This is a genomic window from Bianquea renquensis, from assembly GCF_014384895.1.
In the GTDB taxonomy this organism is placed as follows: domain Bacteria; phylum Bacillota; class Clostridia; order Lachnospirales; family Bianqueaceae; genus Bianquea; species Bianquea renquensis.
Genome location: NZ_JACRSQ010000002.1, coordinates 13,703 through 34,825, shown reverse-complemented (window position 1 = coordinate 34,825; position 21,123 = coordinate 13,703). Strand labels below are relative to the sequence as shown.

Genomic DNA, 21,123 nt, shown 5'->3' with positions numbered 1-21,123 from the left:
CTCCTTACCATCTTCGCACTAGCTTGAATAGTCTCGACTCCCGGACCGAGACAGCATTCTTCGGACATAATTCTTGACAGCAATAGCAGCGGATGCAGCTGGAATAGTCCGCATAGGGGCGATGGTCCTTCATGGTGATCACCTTGGCCGGACAGTTGGCAGCGCAGGCGCCGCACCCGACACAGATATCGTGATGAAAGGTCACCTTCGGCCTGAGAAGTGCATTGACAGGCTTTGCCAGAAAGGACGGCAGATTTTTTCCGATCAAATCGGACTCGATGTGATCCGGCAGCTTAAAATCCCCCACATAAAATTCCTCCCTCGGATCGCCGCTCCACTCCAGTTCATCGGCGGACGAAGGGATCCATCCCCTGGCATAGGCGCGGCGCAGCGTTGGAACCTGCTCCATCGACAGACCGATGAGGCTACAGGCCGCCAAATCCAGCTGATACGGGTTACTCGATGCGAGGACAGCGCCCACCGCGCGCGGCCGTCCCCCTGTAGGCCCATTGCCCTCCATGCCGATTATGCCATCCATAAAGGAGAGGACAGGCGCCGCCGCATGGCAGATATCCAGCAGCGCGTCAGCAAAGTCATCCGCCTGGGGCATTCGCACGTGATACTCAGCCTTCATGGTGCCTGGAATAACGCCAAACATATTCTTGACAGCGCCTGTAAACGTCATCATGCCGTGGGTCTTCAATTTGGACACAGAGATTACCTTGTCCACATCCCGCAACATGGCCGTCATGGTCAGAGACTTCATCACTTGGCCATCAGGGTTCTGAACGTCCATGGAGCCAGTGTTATGATTTAAAATTGCCCCTGTTTCCTCCGCGATGGACTCAATGCCCGTCCCCCTATAGATACGTCCAAGGGCCGTCACATTAAAGAGTCCACCTGGGCTGTCACCGATGACGACTCGACAGCCGTATTCCTGCAACAGACGGATCAGCGCCTTGACAAAAACCGGATGGGTTGTCGCCGCCGCCTCTGGCCGCTTGTTCATCACAAGGTTGAGTTTCAGAAGAACCGTATCCTGGGGGGTCAAGTAGGCTTCCCAACCGCCCAGCGCGGCAATTGCCTGCCGCAGCGACTCCATAACCCTTCCCTCTTCATATTGGTCACAACGATATAGGCTGATCATTCCGTCTCCTCCCCAGGATATGGATACCCATAGATCTCATAGATTTCCCTTGTATACTGTCCTGGCCTTTCATAGATAATCAACGGCGGCGCGGTGCGCAGCTCCTCCCCCGCCTCGCGGACGGCTTCCACCAGAACCATGCTCGGTTCCCGGTCTCGAAATGGATGCACCAACCGCAGGCGTTTCGGCTCCAGCTTCTCCCGCCGCAACTCCTCAAAAATCTGCACCAGCCGCGCCGGCCGGTGCACTAAGTAAAATCGCCCCTTGCTCCGCAGAAGACGGGACGCAGCCCGCGCCACATCGGCAAAGGTGCAGCAGATTTCATGCCGGGATGCCGTAACGGACGCATCCCGATTTTTTAATCCTGCGGGCGCTTTCATATAAGGCGGATTGCAGGTGACCACATCCACTGAATGCGCCGGAAAGAACCGCTCTGTCTCACACAGATCGCCGTGCAGAATTTCAATCGCTGGCTCCAATTGATTCAACTCGACGCTCCGCCTGGCCATATCGGCCATCTCCTCCTGAATCTCCAGCCCATAGAACCGAGCGGGCGGACTTTTGGCCTCCAACAAAATGGGGATGATGCCGGTTCCCGTACCCAGATCCACCACCTGATCCCCTTTGTGGACCACTGCCCAATCTGACAGGAGAACCGCATCCATTCCAAAGCAGAACCTCGACGGGTTTTGAATGATCTGATAGCCCTTGCGGTGCAAGGCATCCACCCGCTCCTCTTCTCTCACCATCGCTGTCACCGCTATCGATTTTTGCGCTGCTCGTGAAATTCTTTTTCCAATTCCTTCAGCTGCCGCTGTTCCTCCTGGTCCATCATCTCCTGATTCGCTTTCCGCCCCTTCTTGTGCTGCAAGATCTTAATATCGCTCAAATTGTACTCTGCAATGGCCACATCGCCCTTCTCCTGTTTGACGCCGACCTTAATCAGCTGCCGCAACACATTGATGTGTAGCACCTCGCCGGCTCCGTCCGGCGTCTGCACAATGTCCCCCTCATCCGGAAGCTTTTTATTCAACTCCTCGTAGGCCGACTCCTCGTACTTGAGACAGCACATCAGGCGGCCGCAGGTGCCAGAAATCTTCGTGGGGTTCAAGGATAGATTCTGATCCTTCGCCATCTTGATGGAGACGGGCGCGAAATCCGTCAGAAAGGAGCTACAGCAAAATTTTCGGCCGCAGATACCGATTCCGCAGCTCATCTTCGTCTCATCCCGCACTCCGATCTGGCGCAGCTCGATGCGGGTGCGAAATACCGCCGCCAGATCCTTGACCAGCTCCCGAAAATCAACACGGCCGTCCGCAGTAAAATAAAATAAAATCTTGTTTGCATCAAAGGTGTATTCCACATCGATCAGATTCATATCCAGATTATGCTTCGCAATTTTCTCCTGGCAGACGGAAAATGCGTTTTTCTCAAGGGCCCGATTCCTCTGAAATGTCTCCGTATCCTGCTCCGTCGCCTTCCGGATCACGGTCCGAAGGGGCGAGACTATGTCCTCCTCCGAAACCAGCCGCGGCCCTGTTACCACAAGTCCATATTCCACGCCGCGGGCCGTCTCCACGATCACATACTCTCCCTTATCAATCTGTAGACGTCCCGGGTGAAAATAGTAAATCTTACCCACATGGCGAAATCGAACGCCAATTATCGTAATCAATGCATTGTCCTCCTCACCATATTCAGAAGCAGCCAATCCACCGCCAATGAATAATTTCCATTCCGTTTCAGTTTATCTTGAATATCCCCGATGACAGAGAGAATGGTCATCAATTCTCCCCGGGAATAGATAGCAGACGAATCCACGATGGCGCTTTGCATATCCCGATTCAGAATCCAGCGTTCATCCCCCATCTCTTTCCATACAAGCAGATCGCGGAACCATAGCAGCAGCAACCCAAAAATCTGCTCCTGCTGGTCCTTGTGCTGTTCAAAAAAGTCTTCGAATTGTAAGACATCTGACTCCTTTTTCGTGGGCAGTTCTATGAGGAAACGGCTTAGCTCCTGGCGCAACGCCCCAAATTCTTCCGATGCCGCCAACTCCATGGCTCTGCCGAGAGCCCCCTGACTGAAGGCCGCACAGAGCGCCGCCTTCTCCTCCGACACGCCGTACCGCTCTGTTAAGGCTTGTCCGATTGTCCCATAGGGTAACGGCACAAACCGCAGCCGAACGCACCGGGATAAAATCGTCGGCAGAAAATTCTGTATATTGGTCGCCAACAACAAAATGACGCCATACTCCGGCGGTTCTTCAATTGTCTTGAGCATGGCGTTTTGCGCCTGGACTGTCAAGCGGTGGGCTTCCTCGACAATATAAACTTTGAACCGGCTTCGGTATGGCATGACGCTCATATCCTGAACCAGCCCCTCTCGAATCGTCTCCACGGAAATGCTTGCTTTCTCCCCTGCGTTGAGATAGATGACGTCCGGATGATTGCCCGACGCTATGGTTTGACAGGAGACACATTTCCCACAGGGCCGATGCCCTTCCAGCGGCTGGGTACAAAGAAGAGCCTTGGCAAACTGGCGCGCCAAGGTTCTCTTCCCTATACCTTCCATCCCCTCAAACAGATACGCATGGGATATCGTATCGTGGACAAGCGCCGCTTGCAAATGCTCTTTTATCTCGTGGTGCCCAACGACCGAGGGAAATATATCTTGTGTGTGGCTTTGCTGGCGATTCACCAAAAAGCCTCCTTCTTTACCGTATCGGAAATCCTTTAGAATTTGTGGAACTGTTCAATATCGACGACAAACACCGTTGCGCCGCCGGCGGTCACTTCGATGGGATATGGGATATATCCCTCCGGAGTTGTTGTATACGGCTGATTCGCCACCGTCATCTGTTTTTTCGTCTGACATTTATCATTGATAATCTTCAAAACTTGATCCAATTTATCCTCTTCCACGCCGACCAGCATTGTGGTATTTCCAACTCGCAGAAATCCGCCAGTACTCGCCAGCTTTGTCACCTGAAAATTGCTTTTATTGAGCGCCGTCATCAGTTTATGCGCGTCCTCATCATGAATAATTGCAAGTACGAGTTTCATAAGAATTCCTCCTTTATGCTATTATTTCCTTACTCCTGCTCCAGCCTCAGAGGTGCTTCCCCTGACCGCTTAGTACTCCGAAAGTACGAGGATTTCCCCTTGGCCTTCCATCCCCAATACGTCCTCTCCGCGCCCTAAAGCTTCCTGTATCACGGACAGTTCCCTCTCAGATAGAAACTCACCCGGACAAACAATGGGTATCCCTGGCGGATAGGGCGTCACAAATGCGGCGCTGACTCGACCTCTGGCCTGCGCCAGAGAGACAGCCTCATATGGGCGATAGAATGCGTCGCGCAAGGTTCTGCTTACTTTCGGTAGCTCTATTATATCATAGTTTTGATTATTTTCAAATTCTTTCTTGTTGAAATTACCTGATTTTTCAAATAATGTTTTGTCCCCCGACTGTATCCGGGAATCCAAAGCGCGAATCCCCTGATAGAACTGTTGAAACGACTCCCGGGAATCCGCAATTGTCGAGATGCCAACGAGATTTCCGCCAAATGCCCCCTCCAGCTCAATCCCGTAGTCTTTGCGCAAACAGTGGGCCAGCGCCGAGCCAGAAACCTTTGCACGAGAGTGTAACACGATTTTAGCCGGATCCAGATCCCATCGCTGCTCCCGTTTTTCTAATAGAATAAACGATGGCACTCTTTGCAGTTTTTCCCGGTATTCCATTAGCATATCCCGGTAGGATTGAAAAAATTCCTTTGGCTGTCCCTCTAGAAAGGCCCTGCAATAATCCATGGCCGCCAAAAAAATATACGATGGACTTGTACTCTGAAACGCATTGAGGGCCAGACGCATCCTGTCTTGCGATATACGGCTTCCCTGAATATGAACCATTGCTGTCTGGGTTGGCGATGGCAGTGTTTTATGAAGACTTTGGACTACGATGTCCGCTCCCATGGAGAGGGCTGATTTCGGAAAACCGGGAATACAGCAGAAATGCGCACCGTGAGCCTCGTCTACCAGCAGGACTTTATTTTGTTCATGCAGAAGCTCTGCAATCTCTGCGATATCCGTTACAACCCCCTCAAATGTAGGACTTGTGAGGTACATGCCTTTGACCTCCGGATTGTTCTGCAAGATCGTCTTCACCTGCTCCGGCAAAACTCCACCTGGGATACCAAAAGGCTCTATGATCTCCGGCTGAACATAGATGGGCTGTACCCCCACATGAATACAGGCGTTGAAAAAGCTTTTATGCGCATTGCGGCAGGCAATGATTCGATCGCCGGGTCTGCATACAGCCGCAATTGCCGCCAGGATTCCCCCTGTTGAGCCATTTACAGAAAAGAAGCTCTCCTCCGCGCCAAAAAAGGCGGACATCCTCTGTTCTGCTTCCCGAATGATCCCCACCGGCCGCTGGAGGTTGTCTGTCTCCTCCAGCTCCGTGACGTCCAGCGCGTAAAGCTGGTCTAGGGAAAACAATTGGCCGCCCTTATGCCCCGGCATGTGCCAGGATTGGTATCCTCTACCGGCAATTTGCCGCAAACTATCGTATATCGGTCGTTTCACAGTTTGTCTCCTTTTTTGATTGGTAGCCAAGATTCTCGTTCCCTCTGCACATCCCTTGCTTTAGAATGCTTTATCCGCAAATTCTCCCAAAGCCCGCACAATCAGATCGTAGGAAGAATCGGGGGGATCCGCAGTCATTCGCCTCCTATACCGCCCATCGGCAAGGGCACTCTTGACTGTTTCAGACAGCGGCCCCCTTAAATCTGGATTTTGATCTGCAATCTGTGCCAGCGCCGCCAGGGCAAAGGAAAAATGCTGATAGTACACCATATTGAGGTGGTCTGTTATGGAATACTTATAATCCGGCGCCAGATATTGATGATACATCGGTCGCTCATATTCTTCCGGGCTAAGAATGGCGGTCAGCTCCGGTACGATCTCTGGATCTCCAAAACGGCCGCACAGACAGATGGCGATTACGCTTCGCAGTTGGTTGGACCGGCGGCAATCCTCATAAAAATATGCTTTGCGGCCTTTCACCAGTTCGCGCAGCACTGGCAGGCTGCGGCGATCTCCAAGAACACCCAGCGCAATCGCCGCATTATAACGCAATTCTGTGTCCTCTGTCTCCTGGATCAGTCTGGCCAGGTCATCTCCCACCTTCGCAGCTCCCAGGCGGCGGCAGGACCAGATTCCCACTCCGGGACAATCTGTGGCTAACTCCCGGCAAATTGCCTCCCAATCCTCAAGCCACTCCACAGGTTGATACGGAGGATCTGCCTTGGGATCGACAAATCCCCGCAGTTGCTCTGGGCGGGGGTCAAAACAACCGCGGCTCTTAAGTTTTCTGTGCAGCTCCTCGATGTCAATCTGCTGCACACTCTCCACACCCCCCTGAACTGCCATGGCAATGGCAACTCCTGCCGATTCTCCCAGGCGGTACATATCCCGATTCATGCGCACCGCAGCGGAGACATACTCATCGAGGGCCAGACAGCGCGACACGGATACAAGGCGCTTCCACCCTTTCGGAATAAGGATCTCAAGGGGCAATCGGATTTTCATTGTCACGGTGCTTAGATTGCTCAACACATACCAGTCCTGATACACCCTGCCGTCAAAGGCGCGATCCTGCCCATGCCGGTCGATATCGGAATACGCGCAACACAGCGTATGGGGATACAGCTTTTCCTCCAAAACATCCTGCAGCGTTACGGTCTCCTCCCCTTCGAACCGCATCCCCTCCCGCATGCCGATTTGTGGGGCTAGATACAGCAGCCTCTCCTCCGATCCCACTGCATCCTCCGTATGCTTTGCATTGGCTTTCAGGACTCGGCTAGAAAATTCAGCATCCTCGTATGGATTTATATACCCGCTGTCATCATTAGTCCGTCCCAGCTTTCCATCCGTCCGGCGATATACCCGCACGCTGGAAAACGGCTGAGCCGTGCCATCTGTCGTCCTCCCAAACCATCCTCGGATTCCTAGGATACGCAGCAGATGGCCGTCGCTGGTGCTATCGGACAAGAACTGGCACCGGATCTCCCTCTTGCTCCCATTGCACAGAGCTCGAACTCCCATCACGCGCTGCCCATCTGCGTAGATCCCCAGCACCACCGTGTGGTATTCGATTTTTACCCCAGCTGATAGCAATTTCTGTTCCATGCGCAGCTTTTTGGCGTCGGGATGATTCAGAAATGGACGATATACCGTGCCGAGCACCTCCTGCACCGATGCATCGATCTCCTCAAAGGCCCCGCCGGGATATCCATTATAGTAGCCATTGACTGCCCCCTGCACCGACATTCCTCCGCAGCAGCTCCCCCGCTCCAACCCCAGCACCGACAGTCCCTCCTGGGCGGCGGAAAGTGCACAAAACGCGCCGGCAGAACCCATTCCCACCACAACCAAATCCACGGACTCGTCTGCTTCTGGTATAGGACACGGATAGGCGCAGCACTGGTTGTCTCGCAGCTCATAATACGTCATGGCCTGGCACCCCCTCCCCGTCATTGACCGACAAGGCCGCTCCTCCGTCAAAGGCGGCAACCGGGTTCCCATAGCGGTGAGGGCCAACCCAGGCGCATATTCCTTCATCTCCGCTATCAACAGCCTCCACATCGAAGTCAAATCCCACTGCATCAATCAACGTCTCCCCACCGGGGAATGCCGCCCTCCATTGCCTCTCAACCGCTAAACGAGCCTCTGGGAGCTTGGTTTCCCCCGAAAAGGGGAACGACACGGTCCATTCTCCAGGCCAAAACCCAGGGGTTGTGATGATGTCCCCATTGACCTCCTTCAACTGGTGATATGGGTCTTCCATGGCCTCGCTGCACAATACATGCAGCCACTGTCTCGTCACCGCCGCCGCGCCCCTGGAAGAGATACGGCGGGACGTCGTATCCAGCAAGATACGGGCCTGTATCTCCCGCAGGCCGCTGTTCGTGCGGCATTCCACAACATACCCATTGTCTGATTTTTTCACGGATACCACGGCGGCATCCAACAAAATCCATAGTTTGTGGGCTACAGCATAGCGGTTGACCGCTGTTGTCATTCCACAGAGATCCAGACGCCCTTCCTCTGTGACAAGTTCATGTTCCTTTAAAAATGCATAGAACTGTTTTCCTAACTCCGTAACTGGGAGATCGACAAGGTCTGAAGGACGCATATTTCCAGCATACTCTACCCCTGTCCCCTCCGTCTCCTCTACAATCAACGTGCCGGGATGCGCCGCCGCGTATCCCAGCGCCGCATAACTCGCTCCTAGTATCAACGTCTCTACAAATATGGTTTGCATCTAGATCGTCCTTTCCAAATGAGCACCTCAGCAGCGGCGCAATATTTCCGCTTAAGAACGGCAACATAAGTATAGCATATTGCCACCCAATATTCAAACGGGAATATACTCTTTCTGCATCCTCAATTGGCAGTCTCCTATGAGGTCTGTGCATAATCTATATTAATTTTATATACTATAAAAACTTAATATTTCCTTAATGAAACTTCATTCTTTATTCATACATTGCAAGTTGTTTTGTAGTATTCCTTCATTATAATAGGTGTGCTATAGATAGATTATTTTTCAGGACAAATCGTGAGGTGAATGGTATGTACGATGTATTTCGCCAGAACTTTCAGCAGTACCTGAGTCTATATCGGCAAGAGTTGGCGTCCAACCCATTCTTATTGAATGTAATCAGCCCCTTTTACGGACTCAGCGACTTTACCATCTACGAAGAATGGAAGCTAAGCAATGATCTGCGATACTATGAGGCGTCCAATATTATCCATGAGCTGATGGACAATCCCTCGCTTCCAGCCTACTTGCGGGACCTCGGCAATTCTTTTTTGGAACATGGCTATGATTCCATTGCCGGCAGCGATTTTGACCCCGACGTCGTAAAGGAACAGATGAAACTTCTATACATGATGACTTCATCCGCCAACTGACCATTTATCCCACCATTAGCCACCAATCCCCATAAGTTCTTGCTGATGGGGATTTTTTATTCCACAGAAAAGACAGACGGTTCTTCTAAATTTCAAGTCCCATCAGTGCATAATACTGATATTCCCGCTCAAATTTTTGCATTTTTTATTATATAATAGTATTGACAAATTAAATCGCATGTATTAAAATTATGACAGAATCCGGAAAGGGGGATTATTCTTATGAACTTGCAAAAATTAACGCAAAAATCTCTGGAAGCCATACAAGCGGCTCAGAATCTCGCTATAGAAAGAAGCCATGTCAATGTCGATTGTCAACATCTCCTGGAAGCTCTTCTAATCCAAGAAAACGGTCTAATTCCCGCATTGCTTCAGCGCATGGGCGTTGACACGGCGAGTTTGCGCAAAGCCGTCGAAGTCTCGCTGGACAAAATACCGGGCGTCACCGGTCCCGGGCGTGAGGAGGGGAAGATCTATGTCTCCTCACAGCTGGACCGTGCGCTGACCGCCAGCGAGCGCACCGCGGAATCTATGAATGACGAGTATATCTCGGTGGAGCATCTCTTCCTGGGATTGCTGGAACACGGAAACGCGGAGGTCAAGGATATATTCCGCAACTATTCCATCGAAAAAAATAATTTCTTACAGGCCCTCGCCACCGCCAGGGGCAATACCAGGGTGACCAGCGATACTCCGGAGGATACCTATGATTCTCTTAAGAAGTATGGGCAGAACCTGGTAGAACTAGCCCGCCAGCAGAAATTAGATCCTGTCATTGGCCGGGACTCAGAAATTCGAAACGTTATCCGCATCCTGAGCCGAAAGACTAAAAATAATCCTGTCCTCATCGGTGAGCCCGGCGTCGGCAAGACCGCCATCGCGGAAGGCTTGGCACAGCGAATCGTGCGTGGAGACGTTCCGGCAGGCCTGAAGGACCGGGTTGTCTTTTCCCTCGACATGGGCGCCCTCATCGCAGGCGCAAAATTCCGGGGAGAATTTGAGGAGCGACTAAAAGCTGTCTTGAACGAAGTCAAGAGCTCCAATGGGCAGATCATTCTATTTATTGATGAGCTGCACACCATTGTGGGGGCCGGAAAGACAGACGGCGCGATGGACGCGGGAAATCTGTTAAAGCCACTGCTCGCCCGAGGAGAATTGCACTGCATCGGCGCTACGACCATCAATGAATACCGACAGTATATTGAGAAAGATCCCGCATTGGAAAGGCGTTTTCAGCCGGTCATGGTGGAGGAACCCACCGTCGAAGATACCATCTCCATCCTGCGAGGTCTAAAGGAACGGTATGAGGTCTATCACGGCGTAAAAATCATGGATAACGCTCTGATCGCCGCTGCCACCCTGTCTCACCGCTATATCTCGGATCGGTTTCTGCCTGACAAGGCCATCGATCTGGTGGATGAAGCCTGCGCTGTCATTCGGACGGAGATGGACTCCATGCCGACAGAGCTGGATGAGATTTCAAGAAAGATCATGCAGCTGGAAATCGAGGAAGCGGCACTAAAAAAAGAAAAGGACGCGCTTTCCCAGGAACATCTTTCGGAATTGCAGGAGGAGCTCGCTTCGCTTAGGGATGAGTTCAAAGTGATGAAGACTCACTGGGAGCAAGAAAAGGAATCCATCACAAAAGTTCAGAAACTGCGCGAAGAGATTGAACAGGTCAACGCGGAAATCGAGAGAGCGCAGCTGGAATATAATCTGGACAAAGCCGCGGAGCTCAACTACGGTCGGCTTCCCGCCTTGAAGAAGGAGCTGGAGGAAGCGGAGGCTGCGTCTAAGAATGACACGCACAATGAGTATCTCCGCAATAGCGTCAACGATGAAGAGATTGCTAGGATCGTAGCCCGCTGGACAGGAATTCCGGTGGCGAAATTGATGGAGGGCGAGCGCGAAAAGCTACTGCACTTGGACGATGAACTTCACAAGCGCGTCATCGGCCAGGATGAGGCGGTGACGGAAGTCACAGAGACGATCCTCCGGTCCCGCGCCGGAATTCAAGACCCTAGACGTCCCATCGGCTCCTTCCTGTTCCTTGGCCCCACCGGCGTCGGCAAAACAGAGTTGGCTAAGGCCTTGGCACAGGCCTTGTTTGACGATGAGCACAACATGATTCGAATCGACATGAGCGAATATATGGAGAAGCACTCCGTATCCCGCTTAATCGGGGCGCCTCCGGGATATGTGGGGTATGATGAAGGAGGACAGCTGACGGAAGCCGTCCGGCGTCACCCCTACTCCGTCGTCCTCTTTGACGAGGTGGAAAAGGCACATCCGGATGTCTTCAACGTTCTGCTCCAGGTGTTGGATGACGGGCGGATCACCGATTCCCATGGCCGTACTGTGGATTTCAAGAATACCATTCTGATCATGACTTCCAATCTCGGCTCAAGCGCTCTTCTGGAAGGGATCGACCCGGCCAGCGGCGAGATCACGCCCCAAGCCCGGGAACAGGTTGAACAGCTGTTGCGGCAATCTTTCCGGCCTGAGTTCTTAAACCGGCTGGACGAGATCGTGTTTTATAAACCGTTGACGAAGGATGAAATTTCGAAAATTGTGGATCTCATGATTCAGGATTTGTCGGCCCGCATGAAGGATCAGCAGCTGAGTGTAACCCTCACCGAGGAAGCGCGGCGCTATATCGTAGATGAGGGGTATGATCCAGTCTACGGCGCAAGGCCTTTGCGCCGCTTCATCCAGCGCCATGTGGAGACAATGATCGCCCGCAAAATCATCGAGGGAGCCATCAATCCCGGAACCTGTCTCACGGTAGAGTATGACGGAACATCCCTCTATATCCGGTAAAAGCATCCAATCTTAACTAAAAACTGTTGCCCATCTCATGGTTGGGCAACAGTTTTTAGTTTGGCGCTTTTTGTCCAAAAAATCGATGCAAAGGGAGATCACACCAAAAATTTCTCAAAATCGCACAAAACAAGGCAATCACCGCTACTATTCTCTCGGAAGGCTGTCAAATCACAAAAGGCTGGATCAAAATGCGCAATTTTAATGCCAAAACTACCGATACTATGGTTTGATATGATTGAATATTGCCTTTATACAGAATTTTTTCTCTTATTCTTATGTGGAATTAGACAGTATCAAAATCATAATGGCAAGATTTTCCTCTTTTATGGCAGGATATTGTGTTGCATTTTCACACAAAATTATGGCAAAATAGAAATGATAATATAGTATAAATTTATGAAAGGGGAATCAGAAGGACATGAAAACGAGAAAGAAACCCATGGCAGCTATGGTTGCAGCACTGGCCTGTATCATGGCTCTGCCAACGCCGGCCTGGGCGACCCAACCTCAGGAGAACCCTAAGGTGACAGTGAACGATAGCGTTGTTGTCTTTGCTGGCCACGAATGGTGGGTGGTAGGCGATGGCACAACCGGTATCAACCAGCAGCCAGGCAATATCACTCTTTTAGCCAAGGAGGACGTGTACGGGGACAGCGTATTCCGTCAAGGACACGGCGCAGAGTTTGATGGCTCCCAGTATGACAGCGAAAACGACATGTACTATGCCGCCAACCCGGACGGAAGCATTTGGATATCGCCTACGGAGTACGCGGGGAGCACGCTGCAACAGGCGATGGAGGCTATTGCCGGGGGATTTTCAGAAAAAGAGCAGGCTGCCATTGTGGACAGAGTCCTGCAAGGCGGCGGAACGGTGGCAGCGCCAAGTGCCGATGGCATTGCAGGCCCGGAGATCGCCCAAAAGCTTTGGGCTCTGTCTCAGGAGGAATGGCAAGTTCTGGGCAACGATACCATCCGCACCTTTGACCGCGATTACCTGCTCCGCACACCGTACCCCTATTACAGCCGAATCCGAAAAGCTGTCATGACAAGAGTCATGAGCGTCCATGATGAAACAGGTCAGCAGCATTTCCGGTCAACTCCAAAGATCAGTACATACATCGACTCCGCAGCCTATGCTGAGCTGGCGGTACGTCCAGCCTTTAGCCTGGATGGATCCAAAATTTTCTTGACAACTGGAAGCTCTGACAAATCCGCTGTCTCGGTTGGCGATGGCTTCATCGGAATGCCGGCGCCCGCCAACACAATGAAATTCACAATCCTCGACAGCTCCCAGACCCTGAGTGTCATAGCCACTAAGGAGCAAAAGGACCAGACAAGCGCGGTTCTTCGCTTTCGCTATCACAATGCCACCACTGGCCGAGGCCAATTCGTCTCCTGCGTTCTGGCCGACGAAAATGGCGATGTCGCGTACTACGCCAAGTTGGCCAGCTGTGAGACAGCTTCATCCGGAACCCTTTCCATCCCTGTAAAGGGTATAGCCCAAGGGCAATATACGCTGAAAATCTTCTCAGAAGAAGCCAACGGCGACCTGTACGCAGATTTTTCCAGCGAGCCTGTGACCATGACAGTGACCGTCAGCGCGGGAACAGCAACCGTCAGCGACTATTCTGGAGACGTTCTCCACGAGCATACTTTGACTAAGGTTGAAGCAAAGCAGGCTACCTGCACCGAGGATGGCAATGTAGAATATTGGTTCTGCGAGGAGTGCGATCAGTATTTCAGCGATGAGAATGGCACAAGCCTCATAACCGAGGAACAGACTATTATCAAGGCCACGGGCCACAAATTTGAAAATGGAACGTGTTCTGTATGTGGCGACGCGGATCCTGAGTATAAGCCCGGAGAGTCCTCCACTCCCGAAGATTCATCCAACCCCGCAGATTCATCCAATCCAGAGGACTCCTCCAACCCAGAGGACTCCTCCAATCCGGCAGATTCATCCGAACCCGCAGACTCATCTGATCCAGAGGATTCATCCAATCCGGAAGCACCGGCAAAAACCGGCGACAACAGCGCCATTTGGCTGTACAGCCTGCTGCTCATTGTGTGTGGCGGCGGTCTAGCAGCGGTTATCATCATGAAAAAGAGAGGCCAAAAGGTTGACCGATAAGGTGATTGGTGGGCCAGACAATCGGCTGGCCGGATTTCCATCATGAGAATTTTCACTATAATGAAAAAGGAGAGGAAGAGCTTGAAAAAGATCATTTCATGGATTATGACCTTGACGCTACTTTGCGCTGCTATACCGCTGCTGAATCAGAGCGTTGCCGAGGCAGAAGAAGCGCCTGGCAAAACCTACTTTGTATCCCTCACCGGCAACGACAATGGCCCGGGAACGATAGAAGCGCCCTTTGCCACGTTGGAGAAGGCCCGGGATACAATCCGCAATTTATCGGACAGTGAGAAGAAAGACGGTGTCACCGTCTACCTGCGGGAAGGCGACTATAGATTGCTGACTGCCGGCTTTGAGCTGACGAGCGAGGATTCCGGTACGGCGGAAGCTCCCATTGTGTATGCCGCATACGAAGACGAGACCGTCACCTTGACCGGTCAAGTTACGCTGAATAATCAAAACTTTACTGTGGTCACGGAGGAGAATGCCGATCCAGGGATCTGGGACCGGATTCCTGAGTCTGCCCGGGGTAAGATCGCTGTGTATGATTTAGGACAGGAGGGGATTCCCACGGGCGAAATCCTTACGGCATCTCCCACCCTCTATGTGGCCGGCAAAGTTCAGAGGCTGGCCGAATATCCAAATCAGCCAGAAAACGGGACGGCTAACTATATAAAGCCGACCCGCATTATCGATAAAGGCTGGTCTCCCATCGATGACAAGGACCAAGGTGACGGCCTGGGGCAGAGACCTCCGGTTATGGGATATGAAGGGCACACGGAGGAGGCACGCATCGATCAATGGGCCAATGAAGACGAAGTATTCCTGCGCGGTAATTTTGCCTATGAATGGCTCCTCAGCACATTGCAGGTAAAAGTAAACGCAACGGAAAAAACCTTGACGGGCTTCACGAATCTGACCTGTGACGAGAGTATGTGTCGATTCTATGCCTTCAATCTGCTGTGCGAGCTGGACACTGACGGCGAGTTTTATATCGACCGCTCCACAGTCGACGGTGAAAGAGCCGACAAGCTGTACCTGTATGTCGGCGACGGGCTTGGCGACAAAACGGTGACAATGGCCATCTTGAATGAAACGCTGCTGACGATGAATGCGGTATCCTATGTATCCTTCCAGGGAATTAATTTCAGCAACACCTTGAGCACAGGCGTGAAGCTAAACAACTGTGAAAGCTGTGAGATTAAAGGTGCAGAAGTGAAGGGCTGCAGCAAGGACGGTATTGCTGTCAGCGGCGGTCACAATGTGGTGGTCAGCGGATGCCGTATCCATGATATAGCAAACAGCGGTGTAACCTTAGATGGCGGGGATTTCACAACCCTAGATAACTCCAAACACATCCTCGAATACAGCGATATCTATAGTGTCTCGGGGAACGGCGTAACCGTGACAGGCGTAGGCCAGATTGTCCGCCGGAATCACATTTACGACCTGCCCCTCACCGCCATCGGCTGGTACGGAAATGACCATCTCATGGAATTCAACGATATTGAAAACGTATGTTACGACACCTCGGATGCCGGCGCGATCTACGGTGGACGCAGTTGGACCTGCCGCGGTAATGTCATGCGCTACAACTTCTTCCATGGTATGGAATGGCTCAACGGCCATGTCATTTTTGCCATTTACCTGGACGATGCTCTGAGCAGCGTGGAAGTCTATGGCAACGTGATCTCAAACTGGTGGATGCAGGGTATATGCCTGGGCGGCGGACGCGACATCAAAATCCACGACAATATTTACATCGATACGCCAGGCTGGAAAATCGGTGCCAACGACCGCACCTTCAGCGATTGGTTCAACATAGATCTTGTCTCAGAGCCATATAAACAGGTCCCCATCACCAACGAATACTGGGCGGCCAAATATCCGAAGCTGGCAGCCACAGACGGGCATCTTGTTGAGGTTTGGAGCGATACACATCAAAAAATGTATCCGGATAAGAGTCTGCGCGACGTGGATGAGCCAGATATTCTCAACCCCATGTACCCAACGGGAAACAAAGTCTACAACGAGATATCCGTCGGCACAGTCAATGACTGGGCGACCCTTACCTTCAACGATATGCCTCTGATCTCGGAGCTCGGCGATTTCCAGATGCCCACGGTCCTCTATGATACACCGGAAGCACAGGAAGCTTACATGCAAACCCTTTCGGATGGTATCCGTACCGCAACGATGGAACAGATGGATACGTGGAAAGCTGACTACGTCAGTACACTGTCCGAAACGCCCCCAACGGAATAAATCCATCACAAGAATATCCCACTGCCTATCTGGGCGGTGGGATATTCTTGTGATGGGCTCTTTTCCTCGTGACAGGTCAGGGCCGGGCTCTCTCAAAATATTGGTTTAAATAGCCTAAGAAATTCCAGAAGAAAAAGGCTCCCACCGAGTTAATCAAGAAGATCTCCGTCAAAAACATAGCGGAACACGCAATCAGCAGCACTGTCAGAAAAGAGAGAAAGATAAAGGCAAAATCCTGCTCCTGAATATGTTGTAGTAGATTGGGGACAAGGAACCGAAGCTGGCCAACCACAAACAGGACCACCATCACGATTCCCGCGATTCCCAGACAAAAGAGCACATCGAAAAAGCCATTGTGAAAGCTGTTAAAATTTTCCTGCACGACGTACGTATCCGGCAGCTTATCTTGGGCGTAGGCCAGCATATTTCGGGGCGACGTGCCAAAAAGAGGCGATGTCCACAGAATTTCAAAACCGCTGCCCCATATATTGAATCGTTGGTTGCTGACATCCTCCGGCATATCCTCCCGGCCAACTTCAACTTCGGATAGTGACGGCTTTGTACTTGTATGAGACCCCGATTCCCCTTCTTCCACCCTCTGTTGGTGTAAGGCTGACAAATAGGACCATCCCGTCTGTATGCCACGAATGCATCCCATAGTCACCCCCGCGCTGAGTAGCAGGCATACCCCCGCGACAATGGCCGTTTTTGCGGCTCTCCACCCTTTGTGAAACCGGTGATAGATCAGACCTGCCACCCCGATACCGACAGTGGCGCCTAAACTGACCAGAGCAGTGCGAGAATCGGACAGCGCCAGATAGGACAGCTGAAGGAGACCATTCAGTATCAGTACAATCCGGATTCCCAGTTTGCGATATTGGCAAAATAAATACCCTGAAAACAAAAGGGAAAGGGCTGCAAAAATACTTCCATAGTTTGGATCGGTATACTCCCCCCACAGACGGCCATACATAAATCCTCGGATGATAAGTTTTCCGCTATCTGTCTCAAAAGCTCTCCCATACTCTTGCCAAAACATGATGATTCCCGCTAAGGATGCGGCGAAGGTTAAAAAGCAGAACGCGATCATGAGACCTTTCGCCTGCCTCTGATAGAGCTTCTTCTCCGCCGACGCATTATAGCTGAAAAGGAGCCCGTATTGCAACACCATCCACAAAAAACCCTTTATGTTCTCTAAAAGCCCATATCGGACGTTCAAAAGGGAGCTGATTCCGTAAACAGCCAACAGCCCAGCCAGAAATACCATATTCCGTGAGTGCAGACAGTTTCGGTCTGTCAAAAGATCCCAGACAATCAAGGCCACCCCTATCCCTGTCACAAGATACGCCAGCCCCGAGACATGTTCGCATGTAAAATTTAAGAAAGAACAAAATAGCAGTACGAGATACATATATTTAAACAGAGTCACCCATGTTTCTCTGTTTCGCAGCTTTTTCATAGTACTCTCCATTCTGGAGCGTTAGCGACAGAGGCGAATTCTGCCCCCCAGAGCTATTTGTGACGCTCCGGCACAAATAGCCGTGTGAAAAATACGCGATCAAGCTTATTTTTCACACTAATTGCCTCAGTTTTATCTTTATTATTGCCGCCCGGTTTGTTTCACCTTAGCAAATAAAACAGGACTTTTTTGCTTTGCTGCATACATTACAGCACCAAGTGCCAGACATCCGCCAGCCCACCGCTTTCTAACTGGATACAACATCCAGCGAAGTATCCGCTCTGACGGATGGATTCCCCCCAATATGTCCCGAAAAAAAGCATCCTGAAATCGCGCCTGCACCCATGTCTTCTGCTCTTTTCTGCTCATGCCAGATTCCTTCTGACGGTTTCGGCAGATCGCAGAGTAAAAATACCGCAAATACAGCTCACCCAGAATTTCGCGGCTCTTTCCCTTATATTCGCCCCAGCGCTGTAATTGCTCTTTTACCATTCGAATTCTCGTCTCATGCAGGGAAAAATAGTCGGCCACAAATTTATCGGTCAGGCTTCCCTTCATCCGCTTTGCATAATGATACGGCGTGCAATCCAGGTAAGTACAGGAATCAATGGATTCAAAAAAACGAACATTGAACTCAATGTCTTCAATCAGGGTGACGGACGAAAATGACAGCTGTTGCGCCTGGATATGCTCACGGGAATAGAATTTATTCCAGGCATATCCATAGAGGCCCGCCCGCTCTAGAGCCGCCACCTTTTTGTGGACTTCTTTTGCCGTCTTGGCGGTCCACCCCGGCACTGTTACCGGTATTGTCTTTTTAAGGACCCCATTCTCGTAGTATTCCTCAAGCAATCCGATCATAATGACTTTTGCCGGATACGTCTGGATCGACGCGCTGACCCGCTCAAATAGATCCTGATCAATCCAATCGTCTGAGTCCATATAATAGAGATATCGCCCTCGGGCCACTGCGGCTCCCGTATTGCGCGCCGCCCCGAGCCCTTCATTTTTTGGTTTGTGTAGAACCTGAACTTTTTCATACTGCCTTGCATATGCATCACAAAGAGCCGGACAGTTGTCCGGCGATTCATCGTCCACCAGTATGAGCTCAAAGTCTTGAAATGTCTGTGCCAGCACGCTTTCCACTGCGGACGGGAGATAGGGCTCGACTTTGTACACCGGCATGATAACGCTTATCAGGGGACTGTGATCGGACTTCATTTCTGTCAGCGAGCCCCCTTACCGGTCAGTGTTACCCAGACCGTCTGCATTAAGATTTTGACATCCAGGAAAACATTTTGATTCCAAATATACTCCAAATCATACCGCAGCTTCTCCTCAGGTGAAATATCATACCCGCCATTGACCTGCGCTAGCCCTGTCAAGCCCGGCTTTACCATAAGCCGGTTCGTAAATCCAGGAATCTCGCTCTCAAAGTGATCGGTCAGTTCCGGCCGCTCCGGCCGTGGGCCGATCAAGCTCATATCGCCCTTTAAAATATTGAAAAATTGAGGAAGTTCATCTAAGTGGGTTCTGCGCAAAAACCGGCCAATTTTGGTCACGCGCTGGTCATCCTTAGCTGCCCATTGCGCGCCATCTTTCTCTGCATCGGTCCTCATGGTGCGCAGCTTATAAATTTGAAATGGCCGTTTGTCCTGTCCAAGTCGCGTCTGGCGATAGACGATGGGGCCACCGTCCTCCAATTTAATCAAAAGTCCACAGACGGCCATGGGTATAAAGCCCACCGCACAGCCAACAGCCGATACTAGAATATCCGTGCCCCGTTTAACCGATGTATAACCCCACCGTTTGTCTCGCGTCCGCGCCTCTTTCTTATAGAGAGGCGCCACGTTTGTCTTCCACTCATAGACTGCCATATACTCATCTCCAATCAAACCAATTTTCATCAACAATCCCTCAATCGCCCGCTACTCTATCTCTCTGTGTATTTACAGGATTCCCGTTATTGGACTCCAATAAACATCCGTTATTGTAATGGATATTCCATCCAATGTCAATTAGATTACGAAAATTGAAAGGTTTCCGGGCGATGTTTAAGTTTTATGAAAAGAAAATTTCATATCATATTTACATTTACACCTCCCCCCTTTCCTATTTCTTGTTCCGCTTTGCGCTTGTTCCTATAGGATAAAAAAAGACGGGCAAGAAGCCATCACTTCCCACTCGTCCTTTTTCTGTCCCCGCACAGAACACTTTCTCGATTATAAACCATTGGGATTCTTTTGAACGAAATTCCAACTATCCCTGCACATTTGCGCCAGGTCAAGGGTCGCCCTCCACCCAAGCTCCGTAGCGGCCTTCTCCGGATCCGCGTAGCATTCCGCGATATCGCCGGGACGCCTGGGATCCACGACGTAGGGCACCGATTGCCCGCTGGCTTTCTCGTAGGCTTTCACCACATCCAGCACGCTGTAGCCCACGCCAGTCCCAAGATTGTATGCCTCCACTCCCGTGCTCTTCATCACCTTTTCCACAGCCTTGATGTGACCGAGGGCTAAGTCCACCACATGGATATAGTCGCGAACCCCGGTACCGTCCTTCGTCGGGTAATCATCGCCAAATACATGCAGCTTCTCCAGCTGTCCACCTGCAACCTTTGCAATATAAGGCACCAAGTTATTGGGGATCCCGTTGGGATCTTCCCCCAGCAGGCCGCTGGCATGGGCCCCGATGGGATTGAAGTAGCGCAGCAGAGCGATGCTCCACTCCGCGTCTGAGACATGGACATCCTCCAAAATCCGCTCGATCATCAACTTCGTGCTCCCGTATGGATTCGTCGTCGATAGCGGGAAGTCCTCCCGAATGGGCACAGATTTCGGGCTTCCGTATACAGTGGCGGAGGAGCTGAAGACCAACCGTTTTACATTGTACTTCTTCATTGTCTCACACAAAAGTAATGTGCCCGTGATATTGTTGTGATAATAGCGAAGCGGAATGGAAACCGACTCTCCCACCGCTTTGAGTCCAGCAAAATGGATAACCGCCTCGATGGAGTTCTCCGCAAATACGGCGTCCAGGGCCGGTTGGTCCAGCAAGTCAACTTCGTAAAAGCGAACGTGCTTACCTGTAATGGCTTCGATTCGGCGCAGTGATTCCGGCTTAGAATTTATAAAGTTATCCACAATGACCACATCATAACCGGCATTCATCAATTCAACACAGGTATGGCTGCCAATATATCCAGCGCCTCCAGTGACTAAAATCATTCGAATCTCCTCCCTTTCTTCTCCTATCTCAATTTCCTTTTCATTGTAACATACCGAGGCAACCTTGAAAAGAGAGAATCTTCAAGGTTTAT

Annotated in this window: 16 protein-coding genes; 4 read left to right on the top strand and 12 right to left on the bottom strand. The window is 51.2% G+C overall.

Annotation, left to right across the window (positions count from 1 at the left end; translation table 11 throughout):
* Positions 1–4: 4 nt before the first annotated feature.
* From H8730_RS01630 to H8730_RS01595, 8 genes are all read right to left on the bottom strand, one after another.
* Positions 5–1,147: a DUF362 domain-containing protein gene (locus H8730_RS01630; RefSeq protein ID WP_177719100.1), complete on the bottom strand. Its 1,143-nt coding sequence runs from the start codon at positions 1,145–1,147 to the stop codon at positions 5–7.
* Entirely contained in the window at positions 1,144–1,896 is a 753-nt protein-coding gene (locus H8730_RS01625) for a tRNA1(Val) (adenine(37)-N6)-methyltransferase (protein WP_283243821.1), read from the bottom strand. Before H8730_RS01625 ends, H8730_RS01630 begins: the two co-directional genes overlap by 4 nt.
* 11 nt (positions 1,897–1,907) lie before the next feature.
* A complete protein-coding gene (locus H8730_RS01620) occupies positions 1,908–2,822 on the bottom strand; it encodes a PSP1 domain-containing protein (protein WP_249289225.1) in 915 nt (304 codons plus the stop codon).
* Entirely contained in the window at positions 2,819–3,847 is a 1,029-nt protein-coding gene (holB, locus tag H8730_RS01615; protein ID WP_177719097.1) for a DNA polymerase III subunit delta', read from the bottom strand. The genes H8730_RS01620 and holB overlap by 4 nt, the downstream gene beginning before the upstream one ends.
* A 35-nt stretch (positions 3,848–3,882) precedes the next feature.
* The gene (locus H8730_RS01610) at positions 3,883–4,212 is read right to left on the bottom strand and encodes a cyclic-di-AMP receptor (RefSeq protein ID WP_177719096.1); all 330 of its coding nucleotides are present in this window, start codon (positions 4,210–4,212) and stop codon (positions 3,883–3,885) included.
* A 69-nt stretch (positions 4,213–4,281) separates the two neighbouring features.
* On the bottom strand, positions 4,282–5,730 hold the full coding sequence (locus tag H8730_RS01605) for an aminotransferase class I/II-fold pyridoxal phosphate-dependent enzyme (RefSeq protein ID WP_177719095.1): 1,449 nt from the start codon (positions 5,728–5,730) through the stop codon (positions 4,282–4,284).
* A gap of 60 nt (positions 5,731–5,790) precedes the next feature.
* A complete protein-coding gene (locus H8730_RS01600; protein WP_177719094.1) occupies positions 5,791–7,659 on the bottom strand; it encodes an FAD-dependent oxidoreductase in 1,869 nt (622 codons plus the stop codon).
* On the bottom strand, positions 7,646–8,470 hold the full coding sequence (locus tag H8730_RS01595) for a hypothetical protein (RefSeq protein WP_177719093.1): 825 nt from the start codon (positions 8,468–8,470) through the stop codon (positions 7,646–7,648). The genes H8730_RS01600 and H8730_RS01595 overlap by 14 nt, the downstream gene beginning before the upstream one ends.
* A gap of 311 nt (positions 8,471–8,781) precedes the next feature.
* On the opposite strand from H8730_RS01595, the gene H8730_RS01590 reads away from it, so the two are divergent.
* The 4 genes from H8730_RS01590 (at position 8,782) to H8730_RS01575 (ending at position 16,345) form a co-directional block, all read left to right on the top strand.
* On the top strand, positions 8,782–9,123 hold the full coding sequence (locus H8730_RS01590; RefSeq protein ID WP_177719092.1) for a hypothetical protein: 342 nt from the start codon (positions 8,782–8,784) through the stop codon (positions 9,121–9,123).
* Between the two features lie 222 nt (positions 9,124–9,345).
* Positions 9,346–11,943 (top strand): ATP-dependent chaperone ClpB, encoded by a 2,598-nt coding sequence (gene clpB, locus H8730_RS01585; protein ID WP_177719091.1) that lies wholly within the window; start codon positions 9,346–9,348, stop codon positions 11,941–11,943.
* Positions 11,944–12,364: 421 nt separating this feature from the next.
* The gene (locus H8730_RS01580) at positions 12,365–14,077 is read left to right on the top strand and encodes a hypothetical protein (RefSeq protein ID WP_177719090.1); all 1,713 of its coding nucleotides are present in this window, start codon (positions 12,365–12,367) and stop codon (positions 14,075–14,077) included.
* 81 nt (positions 14,078–14,158) lie between these two features.
* Positions 14,159–16,345: a right-handed parallel beta-helix repeat-containing protein gene (locus H8730_RS01575; protein WP_177719089.1), complete on the top strand. Its 2,187-nt coding sequence runs from the start codon at positions 14,159–14,161 to the stop codon at positions 16,343–16,345.
* A 76-nt stretch (positions 16,346–16,421) separates the two neighbouring features.
* On the opposite strand, the gene H8730_RS01570 is transcribed toward H8730_RS01575, so the two are convergent.
* From H8730_RS01570 to galE, 4 genes are all read right to left on the bottom strand, one after another.
* Positions 16,422–17,804: an O-antigen ligase family protein gene (locus tag H8730_RS01570; RefSeq protein ID WP_177719088.1), complete on the bottom strand. Its 1,383-nt coding sequence runs from the start codon at positions 17,802–17,804 to the stop codon at positions 16,422–16,424.
* A gap of 141 nt (positions 17,805–17,945) precedes the next feature.
* Complete coding sequence (locus H8730_RS01565; RefSeq protein ID WP_177719087.1) at positions 17,946–19,025, bottom strand: glycosyltransferase family 2 protein; 1,080 nt, start codon at positions 19,023–19,025, stop codon at positions 17,946–17,948.
* A 5-nt stretch (positions 19,026–19,030) separates the two neighbouring features.
* Entirely contained in the window at positions 19,031–19,711 is a 681-nt protein-coding gene (locus tag H8730_RS01560) for a sugar transferase (RefSeq protein ID WP_249289223.1), read from the bottom strand.
* Positions 19,712–20,026: 315 nt separating this feature from the next.
* A complete protein-coding gene (galE, locus tag H8730_RS01555) occupies positions 20,027–21,031 on the bottom strand; it encodes a UDP-glucose 4-epimerase GalE (protein ID WP_177719086.1) in 1,005 nt (334 codons plus the stop codon).
* Between the last annotated feature and the right edge of the window lie 92 nt (positions 21,032–21,123).